Annotated in this window: 18 protein-coding genes; 8 read left to right on the forward strand and 10 right to left on the reverse strand. The window is 74.5% G+C overall.

Annotated features, from left to right (window positions below):
- Positions 1 to 57: 57 nt before the first annotated feature.
- Together FHR36_RS33045 and FHR36_RS33050 are read left to right on the forward strand one after the other, a co-directional pair.
- Entirely contained in the window at positions 58 to 1,575 is a 1,518-nt protein-coding gene (locus FHR36_RS33045; RefSeq protein WP_253803364.1) for an NCS1 family nucleobase:cation symporter-1, read from the forward strand.
- A gap of 132 nt (positions 1,576 to 1,707) precedes the next feature.
- The gene (locus FHR36_RS33050) at positions 1,708 to 2,340 is read left to right on the forward strand and encodes an HAD family hydrolase (protein ID WP_253803366.1); all 633 of its coding nucleotides are present in this window, start codon (positions 1,708 to 1,710) and stop codon (positions 2,338 to 2,340) included.
- A 66-nt stretch (positions 2,341 to 2,406) separates the two neighbouring features.
- On the opposite strand, the gene FHR36_RS33055 is transcribed toward FHR36_RS33050, so the two are convergent.
- The 5 genes from FHR36_RS33055 to FHR36_RS33075 form a co-directional block, all read right to left on the reverse strand.
- Positions 2,407 to 2,754: a hypothetical protein gene (locus FHR36_RS33055; protein ID WP_253803368.1), complete on the reverse strand. Its 348-nt coding sequence runs from the start codon at positions 2,752 to 2,754 to the stop codon at positions 2,407 to 2,409.
- A gap of 3 nt (positions 2,755 to 2,757) precedes the next feature.
- Complete coding sequence (locus FHR36_RS33060; RefSeq protein WP_253803370.1) at positions 2,758 to 3,690, reverse strand: endolysin; 933 nt, start codon at positions 3,688 to 3,690, stop codon at positions 2,758 to 2,760.
- A gap of 314 nt (positions 3,691 to 4,004) precedes the next feature.
- On the reverse strand, positions 4,005 to 4,781 hold the full coding sequence (locus FHR36_RS33065) for a maleylpyruvate isomerase family mycothiol-dependent enzyme (protein WP_253803372.1): 777 nt from the start codon (positions 4,779 to 4,781) through the stop codon (positions 4,005 to 4,007).
- A 103-nt stretch (positions 4,782 to 4,884) separates the two neighbouring features.
- On the reverse strand, positions 4,885 to 5,472 hold the full coding sequence (locus FHR36_RS33070; RefSeq protein ID WP_253803374.1) for a TetR family transcriptional regulator: 588 nt from the start codon (positions 5,470 to 5,472) through the stop codon (positions 4,885 to 4,887).
- Positions 5,469 to 7,058, reverse strand: a complete 1,590-nt coding sequence (locus tag FHR36_RS33075; RefSeq protein WP_253803376.1) for an MFS transporter — start codon at positions 7,056 to 7,058, stop codon at positions 5,469 to 5,471. Before FHR36_RS33075 ends, FHR36_RS33070 begins: the two co-directional genes overlap by 4 nt.
- 119 nt (positions 7,059 to 7,177) lie before the next feature.
- On the opposite strand from FHR36_RS33075, the gene FHR36_RS33080 reads away from it, so the two are divergent.
- The 3 genes from FHR36_RS33080 to FHR36_RS33090 all read left to right on the forward strand — a co-directional run bounded on the left by FHR36_RS33080 (position 7,178) and on the right by FHR36_RS33090 (position 10,170).
- Positions 7,178 to 7,360 (forward strand): hypothetical protein, encoded by a 183-nt coding sequence (locus FHR36_RS33080; protein ID WP_253803377.1) that lies wholly within the window; start codon positions 7,178 to 7,180, stop codon positions 7,358 to 7,360.
- A gap of 147 nt (positions 7,361 to 7,507) precedes the next feature.
- Complete coding sequence (locus FHR36_RS33085; RefSeq protein ID WP_407660876.1) at positions 7,508 to 9,004, forward strand: hypothetical protein; 1,497 nt, start codon at positions 7,508 to 7,510, stop codon at positions 9,002 to 9,004.
- Positions 9,001 to 10,170, forward strand: a complete 1,170-nt coding sequence (locus tag FHR36_RS33090; RefSeq protein ID WP_253803379.1) for an ARPP-2 domain-containing protein — start codon at positions 9,001 to 9,003, stop codon at positions 10,168 to 10,170. Before FHR36_RS33085 ends, FHR36_RS33090 begins: the two co-directional genes overlap by 4 nt.
- Here the strand turns inward: FHR36_RS33090 and FHR36_RS33095 are convergent.
- On the reverse strand, positions 10,140 to 11,309 hold the full coding sequence (locus FHR36_RS33095) for a LuxR C-terminal-related transcriptional regulator (RefSeq protein ID WP_253803381.1): 1,170 nt from the start codon (positions 11,307 to 11,309) through the stop codon (positions 10,140 to 10,142). The genes FHR36_RS33090 and FHR36_RS33095 overlap by 31 nt on opposite strands.
- 190 nt (positions 11,310 to 11,499) lie before the next feature.
- Between FHR36_RS33095 and FHR36_RS33100 the strand changes: the two genes are divergently transcribed.
- Together FHR36_RS33100 and FHR36_RS33105 are read left to right on the forward strand one after the other, a co-directional pair.
- The gene (locus tag FHR36_RS33100) at positions 11,500 to 12,177 is read left to right on the forward strand and encodes a VC0807 family protein (protein ID WP_253803383.1); all 678 of its coding nucleotides are present in this window, start codon (positions 11,500 to 11,502) and stop codon (positions 12,175 to 12,177) included.
- An 88-nt stretch (positions 12,178 to 12,265) separates the two neighbouring features.
- Complete coding sequence (locus FHR36_RS33105; protein ID WP_253803385.1) at positions 12,266 to 13,420, forward strand: hypothetical protein; 1,155 nt, start codon at positions 12,266 to 12,268, stop codon at positions 13,418 to 13,420.
- A gap of 25 nt (positions 13,421 to 13,445) precedes the next feature.
- Here the strand turns inward: FHR36_RS33105 and FHR36_RS33110 are convergent, their stop codons facing one another.
- Both FHR36_RS33110 and FHR36_RS33115 read right to left on the reverse strand, forming a co-directional pair.
- Positions 13,446 to 13,925 (reverse strand): hypothetical protein, encoded by a 480-nt coding sequence (locus FHR36_RS33110; protein ID WP_253803386.1) that lies wholly within the window; start codon positions 13,923 to 13,925, stop codon positions 13,446 to 13,448.
- A gap of 113 nt (positions 13,926 to 14,038) precedes the next feature.
- Positions 14,039 to 15,622, reverse strand: a complete 1,584-nt coding sequence (locus tag FHR36_RS33115; RefSeq protein WP_253803388.1) for a PucR family transcriptional regulator — start codon at positions 15,620 to 15,622, stop codon at positions 14,039 to 14,041.
- Positions 15,623 to 15,732: 110 nt separating this feature from the next.
- Here FHR36_RS33115 and FHR36_RS33120 point away from each other — a divergent pair, with 110 nt between their 5' ends.
- Positions 15,733 to 16,923 carry an 8-amino-7-oxononanoate synthase gene (locus FHR36_RS33120; RefSeq protein WP_253803390.1) on the forward strand — a complete coding sequence of 397 codons (1,191 nt, stop codon included), beginning with the start codon at positions 15,733 to 15,735 and terminating at the stop codon, positions 16,921 to 16,923.
- 4 nt (positions 16,924 to 16,927) lie between these two features.
- Here FHR36_RS33120 and FHR36_RS33125 read toward each other — a convergent pair whose 3' ends face one another.
- Positions 16,928 to 17,596 carry a Type 1 glutamine amidotransferase-like domain-containing protein gene (locus FHR36_RS33125; protein WP_253803391.1) on the reverse strand — a complete coding sequence of 223 codons (669 nt, stop codon included), beginning with the start codon at positions 17,594 to 17,596 and terminating at the stop codon, positions 16,928 to 16,930.
- Between the two features lie 155 nt (positions 17,597 to 17,751).
- Positions 17,752 to 18,129, reverse strand: a complete 378-nt coding sequence (locus tag FHR36_RS33130; protein ID WP_253803392.1) for a hypothetical protein — start codon at positions 18,127 to 18,129, stop codon at positions 17,752 to 17,754.
- Positions 18,130 to 18,180: the final 51 nt, after the last annotated feature.

Genomic DNA, 18,180 nt, shown 5'->3' on the forward strand with positions numbered 1-18,180 from the left:
TGGCCGCCCCGCACTCCCGAGGGCGGCCACCGGCCGTCCCCCACAAGGTGGTTGCCCGTGTCCACTGCCCCCGTGTCCACCACCCAGACCACCCACTCCGACGGCCGCGTCGAACTCGCCCCCGGCGTCGAACCCACCGACCCCCGCTTCGCCAACACCGACCTGCTCCCCGTCCCCGTCGCCGCCCGCCGCTGGACCACCTACAACTTCCTCGCCCTGTGGGTCGGCATGGCCCACAACATCCCCTCCTGGACCCTCGCCTCCGGCCTCATCGCCCTCGGCATGGACTGGAAACAGGCCGTCCTCACCATCGCCCTCGCCAACCTCGTCGTCCTCGTCCCCATGCTCCTCACCGGCCACGCCGGCACCCGCTACGGCATCCCCTTCCCGGTCTTCGCCCGCGCCTCCTTCGGACTGCGCGGCGCCAACCTGCCCGCCATGGTGCGCGCCGCCGTCGCCTGCGCCTGGTTCGGCATCCAGACCTGGATCGGCGGCGAAGGCATCTTCCTGCTCGCCGGCAAACTCCTCGGCCACGGCTGGCAGACCGCCGCCCCCGTCGCCGGCTACCCCTGGACCCAGTGGCTGTCCTTCCTGGTCTTCTGGATCATCGAGATGGCGATCATCGCCCGCGGCATGGAAACCCTGCGCCGCTTCGAGAACTGGGCCGCGCCCTTCGTCCTCGTCGGCGCCGTGCTGCTGCTCGTCTGGATCGCGTCCAAGGCCGGCGGCCTCGGACCGCTGCTCGACCAGCCGTCCCGACTCGGCTGGGGCAGCGAGTTCTGGACGGTCTTCTTCCCCGCCCTGATGGGCATGATCGGCTTCTGGTCGACGCTCTCGCTGAACATCCCCGACTTCACCCGCTTCGGCGGGTCGCAGCAGGCGCAGATCCGCGGCCAGGCCCTCGGACTGCCCACCACCATGACCCTCTTCGCGCTGCTCTCCGTCCTGGTCACCTCCGGCTCCCAGGCCGTCTACGGCACCCCCATCTGGGACCCGATCGCGCTCGCCGCCAAGATGGACAGCACCGCCGGGATCCTGCTCGCCCTGCTCACCGTCCTGATCGCCACTCTGTCGGTCAACATCGCCGCCAACGTCGTCAGCCCCGCGTACGACCTCGCCAACCTGCTGCCCCGGTACATCACCTTCCGCACCGGCGCCATGATCACCGGCGTCGTCGGCATCGTCATCTTCCCGTGGAAGCTGATCTCCGACCCGCACGTCTACATCTTCACCTGGCTCGGCGTGGTCGGCGGCCTGCTCGGCACCGTCGCCGGTGTCCTCATCGCCGACTACTGGCTGGTCCGCCGCACCCGCCTCCGCCTCGCCGACCTCTACCGCCCCGACGGCATCTACTGGTACACCGGCGGCTGGAACTGGCGGGCCGTCACCGCCTTCCTCATCGGCGGCCTCCTCGCCGTCGGCGGCTCCCACGGCGGCCCCTTCCCCGCCGACGGCCTCATCCCCGTCCTCGAACCCCTCGCCGACTACGGCTGGGCCGTCGGCTTCGCCTCCGCCTTCGCCCTCCACGCCGCCCTCGCCCCCACCCGCACCCGCCGCCGGGCCTCCGCGGCCTGAACTCCAGCTGCCCCGGGACCGACCGCCCGCGGTCCCGGGACAGCAGCGGTCGCTGCAGGGCCTGCCACGTCGTCCGGGTGCTCGGCGCAGCGCAGAGGTCCGGCCGGCTTGCGCCGACAGTAGTCTCATCGGGTGATCCGTTCCGTGGTTCTCGACATCGGCGAGACGCTTGTCAGCGACACCCGGTACTGGGCGGACTGGGCCCGGTGGCTCGGCGTCCCGCCCCACACCATGTCCGCACTCGTCGGCGCGGTCGTCGCCGCGGGCCGGGACAACGCGGACGCGATCAGGATCATCCGCCCGGGCGTCGACGTCGGCGCGGAGTGGCGCGCTCGGCAGGCCGTCGGCCAGGGGGACCACCTGGACGAGAGCGACCTGTACCCGGATGTCCGGCCGGCGCTCCAGCGGCTCCGTACGGCGGGCATCTGGGTGGGTGTGGTCGGTAACCAGAACGCCGCTGTCACCGGGCTTCTTCGCGGCCTCGACCTGCCTGCCGACGGCATCGCCACCTCGGGAGAATGGGGCACCAGCAAGCCCTCTCCGGCCTTCTTCGAGCGGGTCGCCGAGTGGGCACCCGGCACCCGGGACCAGATCGTTTACGTGGGCGACCACCCGGCCAACGACGTCGTGCCCGCCCGCGCCGCAGGCCTCCGTGCCGCGCACCTTCGCCGCGGGCCGATCGGACTGACCACGGCCGCGCCCGAGGCCGACTGGACGGTCGATTCGTTGGCCGAGCTCGCGGAACTGATGATCCGACAGCACTGAGCAACTGCCCAACGCAACGGCGAGTGCAGAGGTGGCGGGGGCCGGACCCGGCCAGGCCGTAGGGCGTCAGGTGGTGCGGTCGGGGGCGGGGATGGGGGCGGTGACCTGGGTGCGGGTCCACATGGCGACTGCGGTGGCGACCAGGGACATGGCCACGGCCTGTTGGTCGGTGGACCAGTGGAGACCGAAGCCGACGGCGAGGGCGATGACGGCCTGGGCGGCGCCGAGGAGGGCGGCGCTGGTGCCGTCGTGGGTGACGACGGCGACGCCGAGGCCGACCAGGGCGGCGGCGCAGGCGTTGACGAGGGCTTGGCGGTCGGGGGAGACGTCGAGGCCGAACGCGGTGAGGGTCTTGACCAGGACGGCGATCAGGCCGAGCAGGACGGCCGGTTCGCGGCCGAGGAGCCGGGGCATCGGTCAGCTGCCCTTCGGGAGGTCGTGCACGGTGACGTCGACGTCGACAACGGCGTCCCTGATGGCCTGTTGGACGGCGGCGACGACGGTGGCGGTGTCGACCCCGTGGATCTGGCCGAGCTGGGCGGCGAGGGACTGGATCGCGGCGGCCTGCGCGGTGAGTGCGGCCTGCAGCTTGGCGAGGGTGGCCTCGATGCGGCCGTTGGCGAGTTGGAGGCCGCCGAGGTAGTCGGAGAGGCTGGCGGTCCGGTCGGGCAGTGGGTGGCCCTGGGCGTCGTACTCGCGCAGCACGGGCTCGAGGGCGACCGCGACGGCCACCTCCTGGGCACTGGGCATGTCGTCCTCCTGGATGTGGGGGGTGAAGAGGGCCGGCATCGGGCCGGGGTCGGTGTGGTCGTTCTCGGGGATCTGGGAGTGCCCGTAGTGGCCCGGTTGGGTGTCCCAGATGTGGGCGTCGCGGTGGCTGTTCCAGTCGGGCGGGCCCATCGGCCAGACGTCGGGGACGCCCCAGGAGCGGAGCCAGGCCATGATCCGGTCGAGGCCGACGCAGGGGGTGTCGGCGACGGTGGCGTACACGTGGCCGTCGACCCGGCAGTAGGGGAAGAAGAGGGTTTCGATCTGGATGCAGATGTCGCCCTTGCGGTTGGTCTCGACGCCGCCGGGTGCGTTGATCACGCTCTTCGACCGGGAGGTCGCCGAGAAGAGTTGGGCGATCCGGCCGGTGAACGGGTTCCAGATCAGGTGCGGGGCCTCGCCGGAGCCGCTGCCGGTGAAGTAGCCGACGAGGTTGTCGAAGGGGACGAGGTCGGCCGGCGCGGCCGCGGTGGCGTTCTTGTCCCAGGTGATGTGCCAGATGACGCGGGCGCCGCCGTCGCCGTTCATGGGGGCGTCGTCGAGGAGGTGGAGCTCGGCTCCGGGCAGGTGCTGGTCGGGCATCGCGGCCTCGCGGGGTACAGGAGCGGGGTGCAGGAGGGGGTCGGCGCGGGTGTGGTTGCCGCGTTCGCCGTTCCTCCGGTTGGTACCCCAACTGTCCGGCGGTTCATGCGTGTCCGGCCGGTCACGGTTGGTCACGATTCCGGCTGCCGTTGTGAAGATGTGATGACACGTCAGGGAGGTTCGGGACGACCGGGAGGACTGGAAAGCCGCTTCGCCGGTCGGCGCGGTCGAGGCACGCAAAAGGCCAGGCCGGCGGCGGTGACGCCGGGCCGGCCTGGCCCAGGGTGGCTTGGACTGGCTGCTGCCAGTGGCTGCTACCGCTCCGGGTCCCACTCCACCAGCTGGTCGTAGACGCCCCGGCTGTCGTCGAGCTTCAGGGAGTCCAGCGGGAGGCGGCCGTAGAGGGCGAGGAGCAGGTCGTGGGCGGAGCCCTCGAGGGAGGCGTCCGCGGTCTGCTCGTCCCCGGCAGCGGCGGGCAGGCGGACCCCGCGTGCGCCGTCCGCGGAGAGCAGGTGGCGCCAGGAGCGGCCCTCGGTGGTGTGGTAGTCGGCGAGGGCGGGCTCGTGCGGCCAGGCCTCGGTGGTGGTGCAGATGGTCCAGAGGAACTCCTCGACGCCGTCGAGTGCCACCTCCTCCGGCACCGGCTGCGCGGCGCCCGCGGCGAGCTGGGCGTCGTAGGTGTGCACGGCGATCTCGTGGAGCTGGCGCCGGGCGGCGGCCGCGCAGGTCAGCGGCGACTGCGACTTGCCCCACCATCCCCAGCAGCCGCGGTCCGGGCCGGCGTCCCGCAGGGCGTCCAGGAGTTCCTGGGTCGACGCGGCCAGCCAGGCCAGCAGGGCCTCGCGCTCCCGCGGCGCGGTGGGCTCGCTCCGCGGGTCGGCCTTGGCGGTGGCGCCGGGTCCTTCGGCGATGGTGGCGGCCCAGGCGCGGCGGCCCGCGCCCAGGTGCTGGGCCAGGTCGAACAGCGTCCAGTCGGGGCAGGTCGGCACCTGCACGTCGAGGCTGGGTGCGGCGGCTGTCGCGGCGCGGAAGGCGGTCGACCGCTCGTCGATCAGGCGCAGCAGGTCGGGGAAGTCGAGAGTGTTGTGCACGCCGGTTGTCTATCACCGGACCCGGCCGGTGGACAGCGATTAATCGCGGCCGACGCGGCGGGGTCTGGCGGGCCGTCAGGCCGGGGAAAGGAACAGGCAGTGGTCAGGCCGGGGCGTCGGGGTCGTGGCCGGTGGCGGCGTTGAGCACGTCGCGCAGCAGGGCGTGGATCTCCGTCAGGTCGGCGGCGGCGAGGTGGGGCAGGCTGGTGCCGCTGCGGGCGAGCACGACGCCGGCAAGGGCGGCGACGGCGAGTTCGGCGCGCAGCTGGGGGCGGTCGACGCCTTCGCGTTCGAGGCGTTCGCGGAGCGGGTCGACCAGGCGGCGGTGGAGGTGGGCGTGGCCGGCGTCCTGGATGACCGGGTCGTCGGAGGGCAGGACGGCGCTCTGGAAGATCGGGCCGGGGCCGCGCTGGGCGAGGCGGTCGAGCAGGCCGGCGAGGCGTTCCTCGTCGAGCAGGTCGGCGGGGGTGGCGGTGCCGTGTTCGGCCTGGACGGTGGCCAGGTAGAGCTGGGACTTGCCGCCGAAGTAGCGGGCGATGAGTGCCGGGTCGACTCCGGCGCGTTCGCCGATCTCGCGGATGGTGGTGCGGTCGAAGCCGCGGTCGTCGAAGAGTTCGGCGGCTGCCTGCAGCAGCAGCTCCCGGCTGCGGGCGGCGTCTCGCCGCCGCTCGCCCGCACGGACCTCGCTCACGCGGGTGCTCCCTCCTCCCGGGCGGGGGCGCCGTCGCCGTGGTCGGCGCGCGCCGCGGCCCGGTCCGTTGTTCCGTGGACCGTCCGGTCGCCCGTGGTCCGGTTGCCGCCGGTCCAGTCGCCGCCGGTCCGGTGGCCGGTGGTCAGGAGGCCCGGTTCCGCGGCTGCGGGGACGGCCGCCGCGGCGCCCCGCCGCGGCAGGACGATGGTAGCCGCACCGATCACCACCCACACCGCGCAGCTGATCAGCGCGGCGGTGGTGTACGCGTCGCCGGTGGGGAGGGTGTGGCCAGCCGGGGTGTGGGCCTGGAGGACGGCTCCGCTGAGTGCGCTGCCGGTGGAGTAGCCGACGTAGCGGAGCACCTGGTTGAAGCTGATGGCGCTGCCGGTCTCGTTCGCGGGCACGGCGCCGACGATCAGTCCGGGCATGACGGCGAAGGTCAGGCCGACGCCGAGGCCGGCCAGGCCCATCACCGCGAACAGCTGCCACAGCTGGTCGCGGCCGAACAGGAAGGCGAGGGCCGCGACCATGGAGACCGCGCAGCCGATCGGCAGGATCGCCGCGGTGCCGGTCCGGCGGGCCAGCACGGGCACCAGTCGGCTGGTCGAGACGCTGACCACGGAGAACGGCAGCAGGGCGAGTCCGGCGACCGTGATGGAGGCGCCGAAGCCGTACCCGGCGGAGCTCGGCGTCTGCACGAACCGGGTGACCAGCGACATCAGCAGGTACATCCCGACGCCGGCGACCAGGCCGGCCACGTCGGCGGTGAGCACCACCCGGTTGCGCAGCGAGCGGAGGTCGACCAGCGGGTGGGCGGTGCGCAGCTCGTGCCGGACCCACCAGCCGAGCAGCAGCAGCGAGGCGCCGGCGAGCCCGAGCAGGCGGGCGGAGGTCCAGCCCCACAGTTCGGCCTCGCTGAGGGCGAGCAGCAGCCCGCCGAGCCCGAGGCCGAGCAGGCAGGCGCCGAGCAGGTCGAGCTTCTGGGCCGGGCGGTGCGCGGTGGAGGGGAGGACGAGGATGCCGGCGAGGAGCGCGGCGCCGCTGATGATCGCGCCGAACCAGAAGCCGGCGTGCACGCCCAGCGACTGGGCTATCAGGCCGGTGATCGGGTAGCCGAGGCCGACGCCGGCGACGGTGGTGAGGGAGAGGATCGCGACGGCGGAGCGGGAGCGCTCGCCGGGCACGCTGTCGCGGGCGGTCGCGATGGCGAGCGGGGTCAGGCCGAGGCCGACGCCCTGCATGGCGCGGCCGGCGACCAGGAAGCCGAAGCCGAGCGGCAGTGCGGCGAGCACGCTGCCGGCCAGGACGGTCGCGGCGGCGGCCAGCATCACGGTACGGCGGTGCGGGCCGTCGCCGAGCCGTCCCATGACGGGGGTGGCGATCGCGCCGACCAGCATGGTGACGGTCAGCGACCACTGGGCGTCGGACAGCGAGACGTGGTCGACGGCCGCGATGGTCGGGATCATCGGCGCGCCGAGGCTGCTGATGACGGCCACCACCGTGGCGAGGAAGACCAGGACCGGCACGAGTGCCCGCTGCCGTCCCCGCTGTGGTCCTTGCGCGCCGGTCGCCGCGCTCTCCTGCATGGCCGTCCGCCTTCCCGTCCGTTTGTCATCGGGTGATGTCTTCACATGATGACATGAGTCGCGGCCGGTGCGGGAGGGGACCTGGTCGCGGCAGCCCGACCGGTGCGAGGATGGGCGCCATGGACGGCGGCGCGTACGGCACGGACCCGGTCGAGGGCGGCGAGTCCGCCTGCTGGCTGGACCGCGTCTGCCCCGACTGCGGACGCCTCCAGGACCGGCCGGTCGAGGACCGCTGCGCCGCCTGCGCGGCGGATGCCGGCGTCGAGAGCAGCGGCCCGGTCGACGGCGGTCAAACGGTGTGACGGACCGGCCGGGCGGCTGTTACGGTCCTCGGGCCGGCCGCGGGACTCCGGTGCGACTTCCGGAACGTGCCTCTGAAGCAATGATTCGCAGTTCGTGCCCCCATTCCCCGGCCGGCATCCGACATTCACGGGGGGAATGATCAGCAGGTGGGCGGGGACGTGGACGGGTACGGCGACCTGATCGCCGCCGAGGACGTGCTGCTGTTCGTCAACGCGGCGATCACCGCCACCGGGCAGCGGGAGTTTCACGCGGGCGCGGCCGAGCAGCAGCTCTCGCTCTCCTTCCTGCACGCCTACATGCTCGGCAACTACCGGGAGCCGTACGCCGCCGCGCTCGCGCTCGACATCAACGACCACAACGCGGCGCTGATCATCCGCGGACTGCTGGAGAGCGCCGCCGAGGCCACCGCCGAGCAGCGCCGCACCGAAGGCCGGCTGATCGCACGGCGCCTCGCCCTGCTGCCGCCGCAGCGGGTGTACCGGCTGTTCGGCGAGCTGCGCCGGGCCAAGGTCAACAACCGGCGGACCCGGGCGATCCTGCGCGAGTGGCTGGCCGCCCGGCCGGACCAGACCCTCGACGCGGTGAAGTACCGCGCCGGGCTCAAGCAGGCCCTGCGGCACGCCCACCTGCCCGCCGCGGCGGCGGAGACCGGCGCCTTCCTCTTCGGCCCCGCGGCGCGCGGCCGCTTCGAGGCCCCGCTGCTGGACGCCTGGCGACGCGCCCACTACCAGCAGTCCGCGCTCTACGAACTGCCGTACACGGTGGCCGAGGGCTTCGCCCGCACCCACCGGATCCCACGCGCGACCTTCCTGGAACGGATCACCCCGCAGCTGACCCGCCTCGAACGCCTGCGGCTGCAGGAATCGGCCCGCGGCGCGGGCGTCGACTCGGTGCGCGCGGATGCCGTCGAGCTCGGCCGGATGCCGCTGACCCGCCTCGCCTCCTACGTGCTCGGCCTCGCGCCCGCCGACCGGCTGGCACGCCGGACCGAGCTGACCGCTGCGCTGCGCACGGCCGCCCGCCGGGCAGCCGGCGCGGAGGCCGGCCAGTGGGGCCGGGTCGCGGCGGTCCTGGACGACAGCTTCTCCTCCTCCGGCTCCGGCGCCAAGCGCCGCCGCCCGCTCGCGGTCGCCCTCGCCTGCCACTTCCTGCTGGAGGCGCTGGCCGGCCGGTACACCGGCCTGTGGACCTCCGGCCGCACCGACGCGCTGCTCGCCCGCCCCACCGGCCCGACCCCGCTCGGCCGGCGCATCCTCGACGCCCTCGACACCGCGCCCGACCGGCTGCTGATCGTCTCCGACGGCTGGGACAACGCCCCGCCCGGCCTCGCCGCCGAAGTGCTGCGGGTCTGGCGGACCCGGCTCGACCCGGACCACCGCACCAGCATCGTCCACCTCAACCCGGTGTACGACGCGGAGGGCTTCGACGTCCGGCGCCTCGCCCCGACCGTGCCGACGGCCGGGCTGCGCGACGCCGAGGACCTGCCGGCCCTGGTCGAGTTCGCCCGCTTCGCCGAGGGCCGGACCGACCTCACCGAGCTGACCGCCCACCTCGCCGCCCGCACCGCACGCTTCCTGGCCGGCCCCGGGTCCCCGGCCGGCCGTACCACCGGAGCGAACTCCGAACCGGGGGAGGACACATGACCAACCGGACCACCGTCCGGCTCGACCTGACCGGACTCACCACCCGACCCGCCCAGGTGTGGGGCGGCGTACGGCTGGTCCCGCTGGTCCGCCACCAGCCGATCGACGACCTGCGCCTGCACCAGGAACTCTTCGGCGAGGAGCACCGCACCGTCCTGCTCGACCGGCGCACCGCCTACACCGCGTACATCCCGCACGGCTTCGTCGCCGACTGGACCTGCGACCGCACCCCGGCCGCCGCGTACGGCACCCAGTTCGCCGCCCCCGCCGACCGTCCGGGCGCCCCGCCTGAGCGGATCCGGATCCGGCCGCCCCGCCGCCTCGCCCAGCGCGCGGGCGCCGACCGGCTGCGCTTCGTACCGCTCCACCTCGCCCTCGAGGGCTACCTCGCGCTGCACTTCGGCGGCCCCACCATCGCCTGGGAGGAGTGGTCCCAGCAGGCGCTGCGCCGCGGACTCTCCCCGCGCGCCGAGGAGGCCTACGCCGGCGCCTCCGTCCGCGGACTCGCCGACGCACTGCGGGTGTTCGAGATCCACCCCGGCCAGTGCGGACTCGCCCTGTACGTCGCCGACGCGCTCGCCGCCGCGTTCGTCGTACCCCACCCCGACGACTACCGCGCCCTCCACCGCAGCCTGCTGCTCGACCTGTACGGCGAACTCGTCCACCACTACGCCCTGCTGGCCGCACCCGTACCCGACTTCCGGGCCGACCTGCGCAGTTCGCCGATCCGCTCGCTCGCCGACCTGCGCGGTGCGGTCGACCGGCAGGAGCAGCAGTGGGCGGCCTTCCACGACCACACCATGGCCGAAGGGCTGCTCGCCGCCGACTACCGGCACCGCCCGGTCCACCGGATGGGCCGCTTCACCCTCTCCCGCTTCCTGCCCGACTTCCGCCCCAAGCAGGAGAACCACCTCGGCGAGACCATCACCGACGAGCACGGCCGGATCGCCTACCTGAAGACCTTCCGCCTCTCCGAGAGCCAGGTCCGGCGCGGCCATCTGCTCGACCGGCTCTCCGCCCACGACTGGCGCCTCTCCGCCGCAGCCGCCGAACTCGGCATCACCGAAGCCCAGTTCGCCCTGCGCCTGGAAGCCGCCGGCTTCGGCCACCTGCTCCGCCAGGACATCCTCGACCACTACCGCCGCCGCCATCGCGAAGGCCGCTGACCCACCCTTTCAGGCCCGGCGGTGGAGTAGGGGCGACGGCCGACTCCGGCGCACGGACGGGGCGGCCCGGTTGCCTTCAGCAGGACGCTGCCGATGCGGTCAGGATCAGGGCTCGGCCCCGGCACGGGAATCAGCGGCCCGGTGGTGGTGGGCCAGAGCCAGCCGTGTTCCTTGGCGCGCAGGCCTGCCTCGAAGCGGCTGCGGGCGCCGAGGCGGGTCATCAGGGCGGCGGCGGTGCGGCGGACGGTGCGGACGGAGAGGCCGAGGCGGTTGGCGACGGCCTCGTCGGTGAGGCCCTCGGCGAGGAGGCGGAGCAGGGCGCCCTCCTGGCGGGTGAGTCCGTCCTCGCGGCCGGGGCAGGTGTCGCCGAGCGGGACGGCGGTGGCCCAGACCGCTTCGAACAGGGCGAGCAGGGCGCTGACCACGCCGGGCGTCTGGATGAGCACGGCGTCCGCGCCCGGGCTGTGGGGGTCGACGGAGACCAGGGCGGCCCGCCGGTCGAAGACGATCATCCGGACCGGCAGTACCGGTGCGGTGCGGATCTCCGCCCCCAGGCCGGTCAGCCACCGGGCGTGCTCCATGGTGGCCTCGTCGCGGCGGGCGCCGTCGATGTAGACCGAGCGCATCCGCATGCCGCGGGCCATCGCCTGGGCGTTGGCCGCGCGGGAGGCGGCGGTGGCGGCGGTGGCCCGGGCGGCGGGCTGGAAGGAGAGGCATTCGACCTGCGCCTCGGTGGCCAGCCGGTCCAGGCGGGCGACCACGGTGTCCCGGCCGGTCAGGCGCTCGGTGTCGGGCTGCCCGTCCGGTCCGGCCATCGCGTAGGCGGTGAGCAGCTGCGCGACGGTCTCCCGGCTGCGATCGAACTCGTCTTGCCGGCACCGGAGTTGTTCCTCCTGGACGGTCAGCAGCTGGCGCAGTCCGGCCCGCGGGTCGGCCAGCTGCAGCTCGCCCTCGAACTCCACCGACTCGCGTACCAGGCCGAGTTCGGCGAGCCGGTCGAGCGCGGCGCGGATCCGTTCGGGCGGAAGGCCGAGCCGGTCGGCGAGTTCGCCGTTGCGTCTCGCGCCGTCGGTCAGCATCAGCCGGTAGACCGCGCCGGCGTCCGGCCCGATCCCGAGCGCCTCGTACGACATCGCCATGTCCCCCGTTCCCCCGTGGTCCGTGCGTGTCGCCATCCTGCCACTGGCCGGTAGCTGCCCGCTGACGATCTTCCGCCGCCCGTGCTGACCAGGGCAGACTCTCCTGTCGGCCGCGCTGGGCCGCGACCCGCCACCCCCAGCACGCGTCCACCCGCTGCACGTGTCCACCGCTCCGAGGGAGTCATTCGTCATGCCCGACAACGGAACCGCCGGCGCGCAGCGCGGCAGACTGCCGCGCCTGCTGCTCGACTGGGGTCCGACCCTGCTGTTCAACGTGCTGGCGCCGATCATCACGTTCAACCTGCTGACCGCGCACGGCACGGCGGAGCCCGCCGCGCTGCTGATCGCCTCCGGCTGGCCGGTGATCGACCTCGGGGTCTACTTCCTGCTGCACCGGCGGCTGGACGAGTTCGGCATCTTCTCGCTGGCGACGATGGCGCTCGGCGCGATCAGCGCACTGGCGTACAACACCACCAAGCTGATCTTCCTCAAGGACTCGGCGCTCACCGGCCTGATCGGACTCGGCTTCCTGGTCACCCTGCTGACGGCCCGTCCGGCGATGTTCTACTTCGGCCGGAAGTTCGCCTCCGGCGGCACCCCCGAGGGCATCGCCCGCTGGAACGGCCTGTGGCAGTACGAGGGCTTCCGTCGCGGCCAGCGGCGGCTGACCGTGATCTGGGGCGTGGCGTTCCTGGTCGAGGCGAGCCTGAAGGCCGCCCTGGTCTTCGTGCTCTCGGCCGCCACCATGCTGACCGTCAGCAGCATCCTGCCGTGGGCGTTCCTCGGCGGGCTGATCTTCTACACCATCGGGTACGGGCGGCGCGCCCAGGCCCGGATGCAGGCCGCGATCCCGTCCGCCGCGGTCTGACCGGCGGCCCGCCGCCCGCTCCGACCGCCGGCCCGCCGCCGCGGGGTGCGCCGTACACTCGGGCCACGCGGTCGGAGGGGGAGTGGCGGTGCGGGGACCACTGGTGTGGCGGGCCGGGGACGGTCCGCTGGCCGACTGGCTGGCCCGGGTCGACGGGCAACTGGTCGGCCCGCAGCCGCGCGGCTACGCGCTTTGGGGCGACCGCACCTGGCCGGACCGGCCCTACGGCCGGGTCCTGGCCGACGGCCTCACCCCGGCCGCGCTCGCCGAACGGCTCACCGCCGAGGGCGTCGACGGCCTGTACGCGCGCACCACGGGCGGCGCCACCCTCGACACCCCGCGGCTCGAGATCGCCCTGCTCGCGGAGCCGGACCGGCTCGCCGCCCCGCTGCTGGGCGCCGAACCGGGCGGCACCCCCGCCGGCCCGGTGCCGCTGGTGGCGCGCGTCCGCACCCCCGCCGACCTCGGCGCCTTCCTGACCCGCTGGGCGCCGCTGCTGCCCGGCGGGGTACCGGCCTTCGACTGGCCCGACGAGCCGCTGGACCAGCCGCTCGGCGCCACCGTGCTGCACCTGCACGACTCGCTGCGCCTGCTCCTCCAGCCGCTCGCCGCCGCCGAACAGCGGGGCGTCGACGCCGCCACCCGCCTGCTGGTCGACCTGCCCGCCGCCGACGTCGAGGGGCACGCCGCCATGCTGGGCTCGGCCGCCGTCCTGGCCGAGCACCGCCCGCGCACCCTGGGGGACCTCGGCCGCTGGCTCGTCGACCTCGCCGAACTCTGGGCCGACCCGGCGCCCCTCCCCGCGCTCGGCCTGTGGCAGGGCGCGTCCGCGCTGCCGCGCGACACCGTCGCCGCGGTGACCCGGATCGATTCCGGGCAGCCGCGCCTGACGCTGCGCCGGCACGGCCACCGGGAGCTGACCGCGCAGGGCCCGGTCACCACGTTCGCCGCCTGGGCCGCGCCGCTGCTCACCGCCGAGGTGCACGCCGCTGTCTGCCCCGGCGGCCGGAAGAAGCTGCTGCGCTGGCTGGAGCGGGTCGAGCGGGCCGTCCTGGACGGCCCCGCCCGATGGACCGTCGGCGACGGCGTCCCGCTCACCACCGGACAGCTCGCCGACCTGCTCGCCGCCGACGGCAACCCGGACCAGCCGCTCACCGTCGCCCACCTGGGCCCGGCCACCCTCGACCTCGCCGCGGGCCGCCTCACCGTCACCGGCCGCCGGGACGTGCCGGACAGGTCGTAGCCGACGGCCGCGCCCCGGACCGGCCTCAGCGATGGGCCGCGGCGCGGACGGCGGCGAGCAGCGACGGGTCGGCGCGGACCGTGCAGCCGTCCGCATCGGCGCGCAGCAGCACCAGCTGCGGGTGGCAGGGCGCCGGGCCGGTGCCGGCGGCGACGACCAGGCCGGGGAAGCGGTCTAGCAGGCGCTCCAGGCCGTCGCAGACGCCGTCCAGCAGGATGCCCTTGACCGGCAGCCGCAGCAGCTGGTCGACGTCCAGGCGGCCCGCGCCCGCGCCCGCACCCCCACTGCCGCCCGCCGCCGGGCCCGCGTCGGTGGGCGGGACGCGGTAGCGGTGCAGCCCATACGCCTGGGCGGCGCGGTCGACCGGGCCGTCGTCCGGTCCGCTGACCGCGACCCGGTGGACGCCCGGGGTGAAGCACGCGGCGAGGACCAGGTCGAGCGCCGCCCGGAGGTCGCGGGTGCGCAGGCCGCCGTCGGAGTCGGGGGCAGGCGGGGGCAGGGGCATGGCGTCCTCCGTCGTCGCGGCGTCCTCCGGCAGTGATCCTCGCGGGGCCCGGCGGACCGGTCAATCGAACTCCGCCCGAACGGTCCATTCGTCGTACTGGTCCTGGCGCGGGCTCAGCTGCCGTACGGACGCTGCGCGTCGTGCGCCAGCAGCGCGACGTACAGCGAGGTCAGCTGCTCCAGGTCGTCGAGGTCGAGGCCGAGCAGCGACTCGATGCTCTGCAGCCGCCGGTACAGCGCCGGCCGGCTGACGTGCTGCTCCTGCGCGGCGAGCGACTTGTTGCGGCCGGTGCGCAGATAGGTGCGCAGCACGTCCAGCAGGTCGGGACGGCCGAGCAGCGGGCCGAGTTCGCGCTCGATGAACGCCTGCAGCTCCGGCTCCTCGCGCAGCAGCCGGACCAGCCCGCGCAGCCGTACGTCGCGCAGCCGAGCCACCGGTCCGGCCGGCGGGGCGGCCACGGCGGCGTCCGCGACGTGCACCGCCTCCACGAAGGAGCGGCGGACCTCGTCCAGCACCGCGCAGCCGAACCCGGCGCCCGCCACCGCCGCCACCCCGCGCGCCGCCAGCTTCTCGTGCACCCGCACCGCGAGCCGCCGCGCCTGCGCGTCCGGGTCGTGCTCGTAGCCGACGCTGAGCAGGACCGCGACCGCGTCCCCGCCGACCCGGGCGGCCAGCCCGGCCAGGCCCTCCTCGGCGAGCGCCCGGTCCACCACCGCGCCGAGGTCCGCCACCTCCGCGAGCGGCCGGACCACCAGCGGGACGAACACCCGCCGCCCGGTCGGCAGCCCGGCCGCCCGCACCCGCGGCAGCAGGTCCTCGGCGCGGGCCGTGCCCGACGCCAGCTCGGTCAGCAGCGCCTCCGCCGCCTGCCCCTCCCAGCCGCGCTCGCCGGCCCCGAGCAGCCGGTGCAGCGCCAGCGCCTCCGCGCCCCGACGGCCCAGCACCCGCCCGGTCGCCTCGCCGCCCCGGTGCCCGAACAGCACCAGCCACCCCCACTGGGTGCCGCGCGCCTCCAGCCGGGCCACCACCTGCCCGTCCGGGCCGAGCGCCACCGCACCGTTGCCGGGCAGCTCGGCCAGTTGGCGCGAGATCCGCTCCCAGTCGCGCAGCAGATCCCCCTGCGCGCCGCGCTCCCCGGCACACGCCAGCACCCGGTGCGCCAGGTTCACCACCACCGCGGGACCGCCGCTGTACGCCGCGATCTCGTCCAGCAGCCGCTGCAGCGACACCCCCGAGAGGTTGAGCGCGGACAGCGCGTCGCCCATCCGCTCGGACAGGTCCAGCGCCGCGAACCTGCCGTGCAGCAGCCGCGCGTGCACCTCCTCCGTCAGCCGCGCGAACGGCGCCGGACGGTGCAGCACGATCAGCGGCACCCGGCAGCGCACCGCCGCCCGGCGCATCGCCTCCGGCACCGTCCGGAACGCCCGCCCCAGCCCCAGCACCACCGCCGCCGCGTCCGCCCGGCGCATCGCCTCCACGTACTCGACCTGCGCCCGGTCCTCGCCCGCCAGCAGCAGCCCCGTGGTCAGCACCACCTCGCCGCCGGTCAGCATCACCGCCACGTCCGGCGCCTCCGCCACGTGCAGCCAGCGCACCGGCCGGTCCAGCCGGTCCGGGCACGCCACCACCTCGGCGCCCCACGCCGCGACCTGCTCCAGGCCCAGCACGTCCCGCACGGTCAGCCGGCCCTCGCTCACCCTGCCTCCCCTCCGGGTGGAGATCGCAGGAGTCTACGGCGACCACCCCGCCCGCGGTGTGCCATGTCGCACATTGCCCCGCCCCGACCCCGGATGACAGAGTGCCGAGCATGGTCCACACCGCCGCGCAGCAGCCGACCCTCGCCCCCGACACCGTGTTCGACTGGCTCGACGAGGCCGCCGACCTGCGCGCCGCCGCCGGGCTCACCCGCACCCTGCGCAGCCGACCCGCCGACGACCCGGTCCTCGACCTGGCCAGCAACGACTACCTCGGCCTGGTTCACCACCCCGCCGTCACCCGCGCCGCCGCCGACGCCGCCCTGCGCTGGGGCGGCGGCGCCACCGGCTCCCGGCTGGTCACCGGCACCACCGCGCTCCACACCGAACTCGAGGACGAACTCGCCGCGTTCTGCGGCTTCGAAGCCGCCCTCGTGTTCGCCTCCGGCTACGCCGCCAACCTCGCCGCCCTCACCGCCCTCACCGACCCGGACACCCTGATCGTCTCCGACGCGTACAACCACGCCTCGCTGATCGACGGCTGCCGGCTCTCCCGCAGCGACGTCCACCGCGCCCCGCACGCCGACCCGGCCGCCGTCCGCCGGATCCTCGCCGAACGCACCCACCGCCGCGCGCTGGTCGTCAGCGACTCCGTCTTCTCCGTCGACGGCAACGCCGCCCCCCTCGCCGAACTCTCCGCCGCCGCCCAGGACCACGGCGCCGCCCTCCTGATCGACGACGCCCACGGCCTCGGTGTCCTCGGCCCCGGCGGCGCCGGCGCCCCCGCCGCCTTCGGCCTCGCCGGACGGCCCGACACCGTCGCCACCGTCACCCTCTCCAAGTCCCTCGGCTCGCAGGGCGGCGCCGTCCTCGGCCCGCGACGCGTCATCCGGCACCTCGTCGAGACCGCCCGGACCTTCATCTTCGACACCGGCCTCGCCCCCGCCGCCGTCGGTGCGGCGCTCGGCGCCCTGCGACTGCTGCGCGCCGAACCGGAGCGCGCCGAGCGCGCCCGCGAGGTCGCCCGCACCCTCGCCGACCGACTCACCGCCGCCGGACTCCACGCCTCCACCCCGGACGCCGCCGTCGTCTCCGTCCGCGCCCCGGGCCCGGACGCCGCCGTCCGCTGGGCCGCCGACTGCCGCACCGCCGGCCTCGCCGTCGGCTGCTTCCGCCCCCCGTCCGTCCCGGACGGCATCTCCCGCCTCCGCCTCACCGCCCGCGGCGACCTGACGGACACCCAGATCGCGGACGCCGTACGGATCATCGCCGCGACCGGCGCCTCCCACGCGGACAGGCCTTGAGGCCTTAGCGCTCGAAGAGCTTCCAGTGCCCCTCGGAGACGACCTCGACGACACCGTCCACCACCGTGATGGCCGTCTCGTCGTCGACCGCGTACCCCGGCACCGGCACCCGCGCGGCCCACCGTTCGGCGTCGGCCATGGTGTTCTCCGGGCACATCACATGGTCCAGATGCGGAAAGATCGAGAAACCGACCATGCCCAGCGCGCTGTCGCCGCCGGTGGCCGGCTTCCAGCCCACGAACTCCTCGCCGACGTGCGGGGCCATCACCATGCTGCCGGCGCTCAGTCCCACGTAGACCGTCCCGCTGAGCGACGGGAACAGATCCGCCAGGCCGGACTCGCGCATCCAGTGGTGCAGATACAGCACGTCGCCGCCGCACACCAGCAGGGCATCGGTCTCCCGGACCAAGGGGACCCAGTTCTCCTCGTCGATGCTGGGCAGCGCAGTCAACTCCAGCATGCCCACGGACTTCCATCCCAGCTCGACCATGGGCGTGGGCGTCTGCCCGGCGATCTGCCGCCACGTCATGACCGCCGTCCCGGGCAGCATGCCGTACATCGCGGTGGGGATGCACAGGGCGGTGGACTCGGCGATGGGTTTGCCCAGCATGTCGACGAGGGCGTCGCGGATGCTCCGGTTGCTGACGCCGCCGGAGGTGAGGAGAAGCTTCATCGCGTCTTCCTTGTCTTCGAACGCTGTCGGGTTCGTCGGCAGACGAGTCAATCACGGTGCAGCGGAATCAACCTCTGAGGGGCGCGTAGGGGGGGCACGGACAGCAGGGTGCGTGTGGGCCGGGCCCGGTCCGTCGGGTCCGGCCCACACCGCGACTACAGGTCGATGCAGCGTGCCGTGTTGCTCGCGTAGTCGGTCACGCAGACCCGGTCGTGGAGGTACGGTCCGGCCGAGGACCAGCCACGCCAGTACGGCATGGTGGTGGTGTAGCCACCCGTGGTTCCGTAGCTCCTGACGGACCCCCCGTTCTGGGAGATCGAGACGAGACAGTACGTGCCGTTCTTCGAGTAGACGGACCCCCATGCCTGGTTGGTGTTCCAAGCCGCGTAGCCGCCGCAGTTGGCCGTGGACAGGTCGGCGGAGCCGCTGTCGGCGAATGCCGCGCCGCCGGTTGCGAGCGTGAGGCCGCCGGCGAGGGCGACGGCTGCGGCGCCGAGGGTGATGGTGCGTCGGGTGATGGGGAGCTTGAGCATGGGTGCTGTTCTCCTTGGGGCCGTTGGATCCGCCCGGTCGGGGCGGCGGGT

This window comes from Kitasatospora cinereorecta, assembly GCF_024172095.1.
In the GTDB taxonomy this organism is placed as follows: domain Bacteria; phylum Actinomycetota; class Actinomycetes; order Streptomycetales; family Streptomycetaceae; genus Kitasatospora; species Kitasatospora cinereorecta.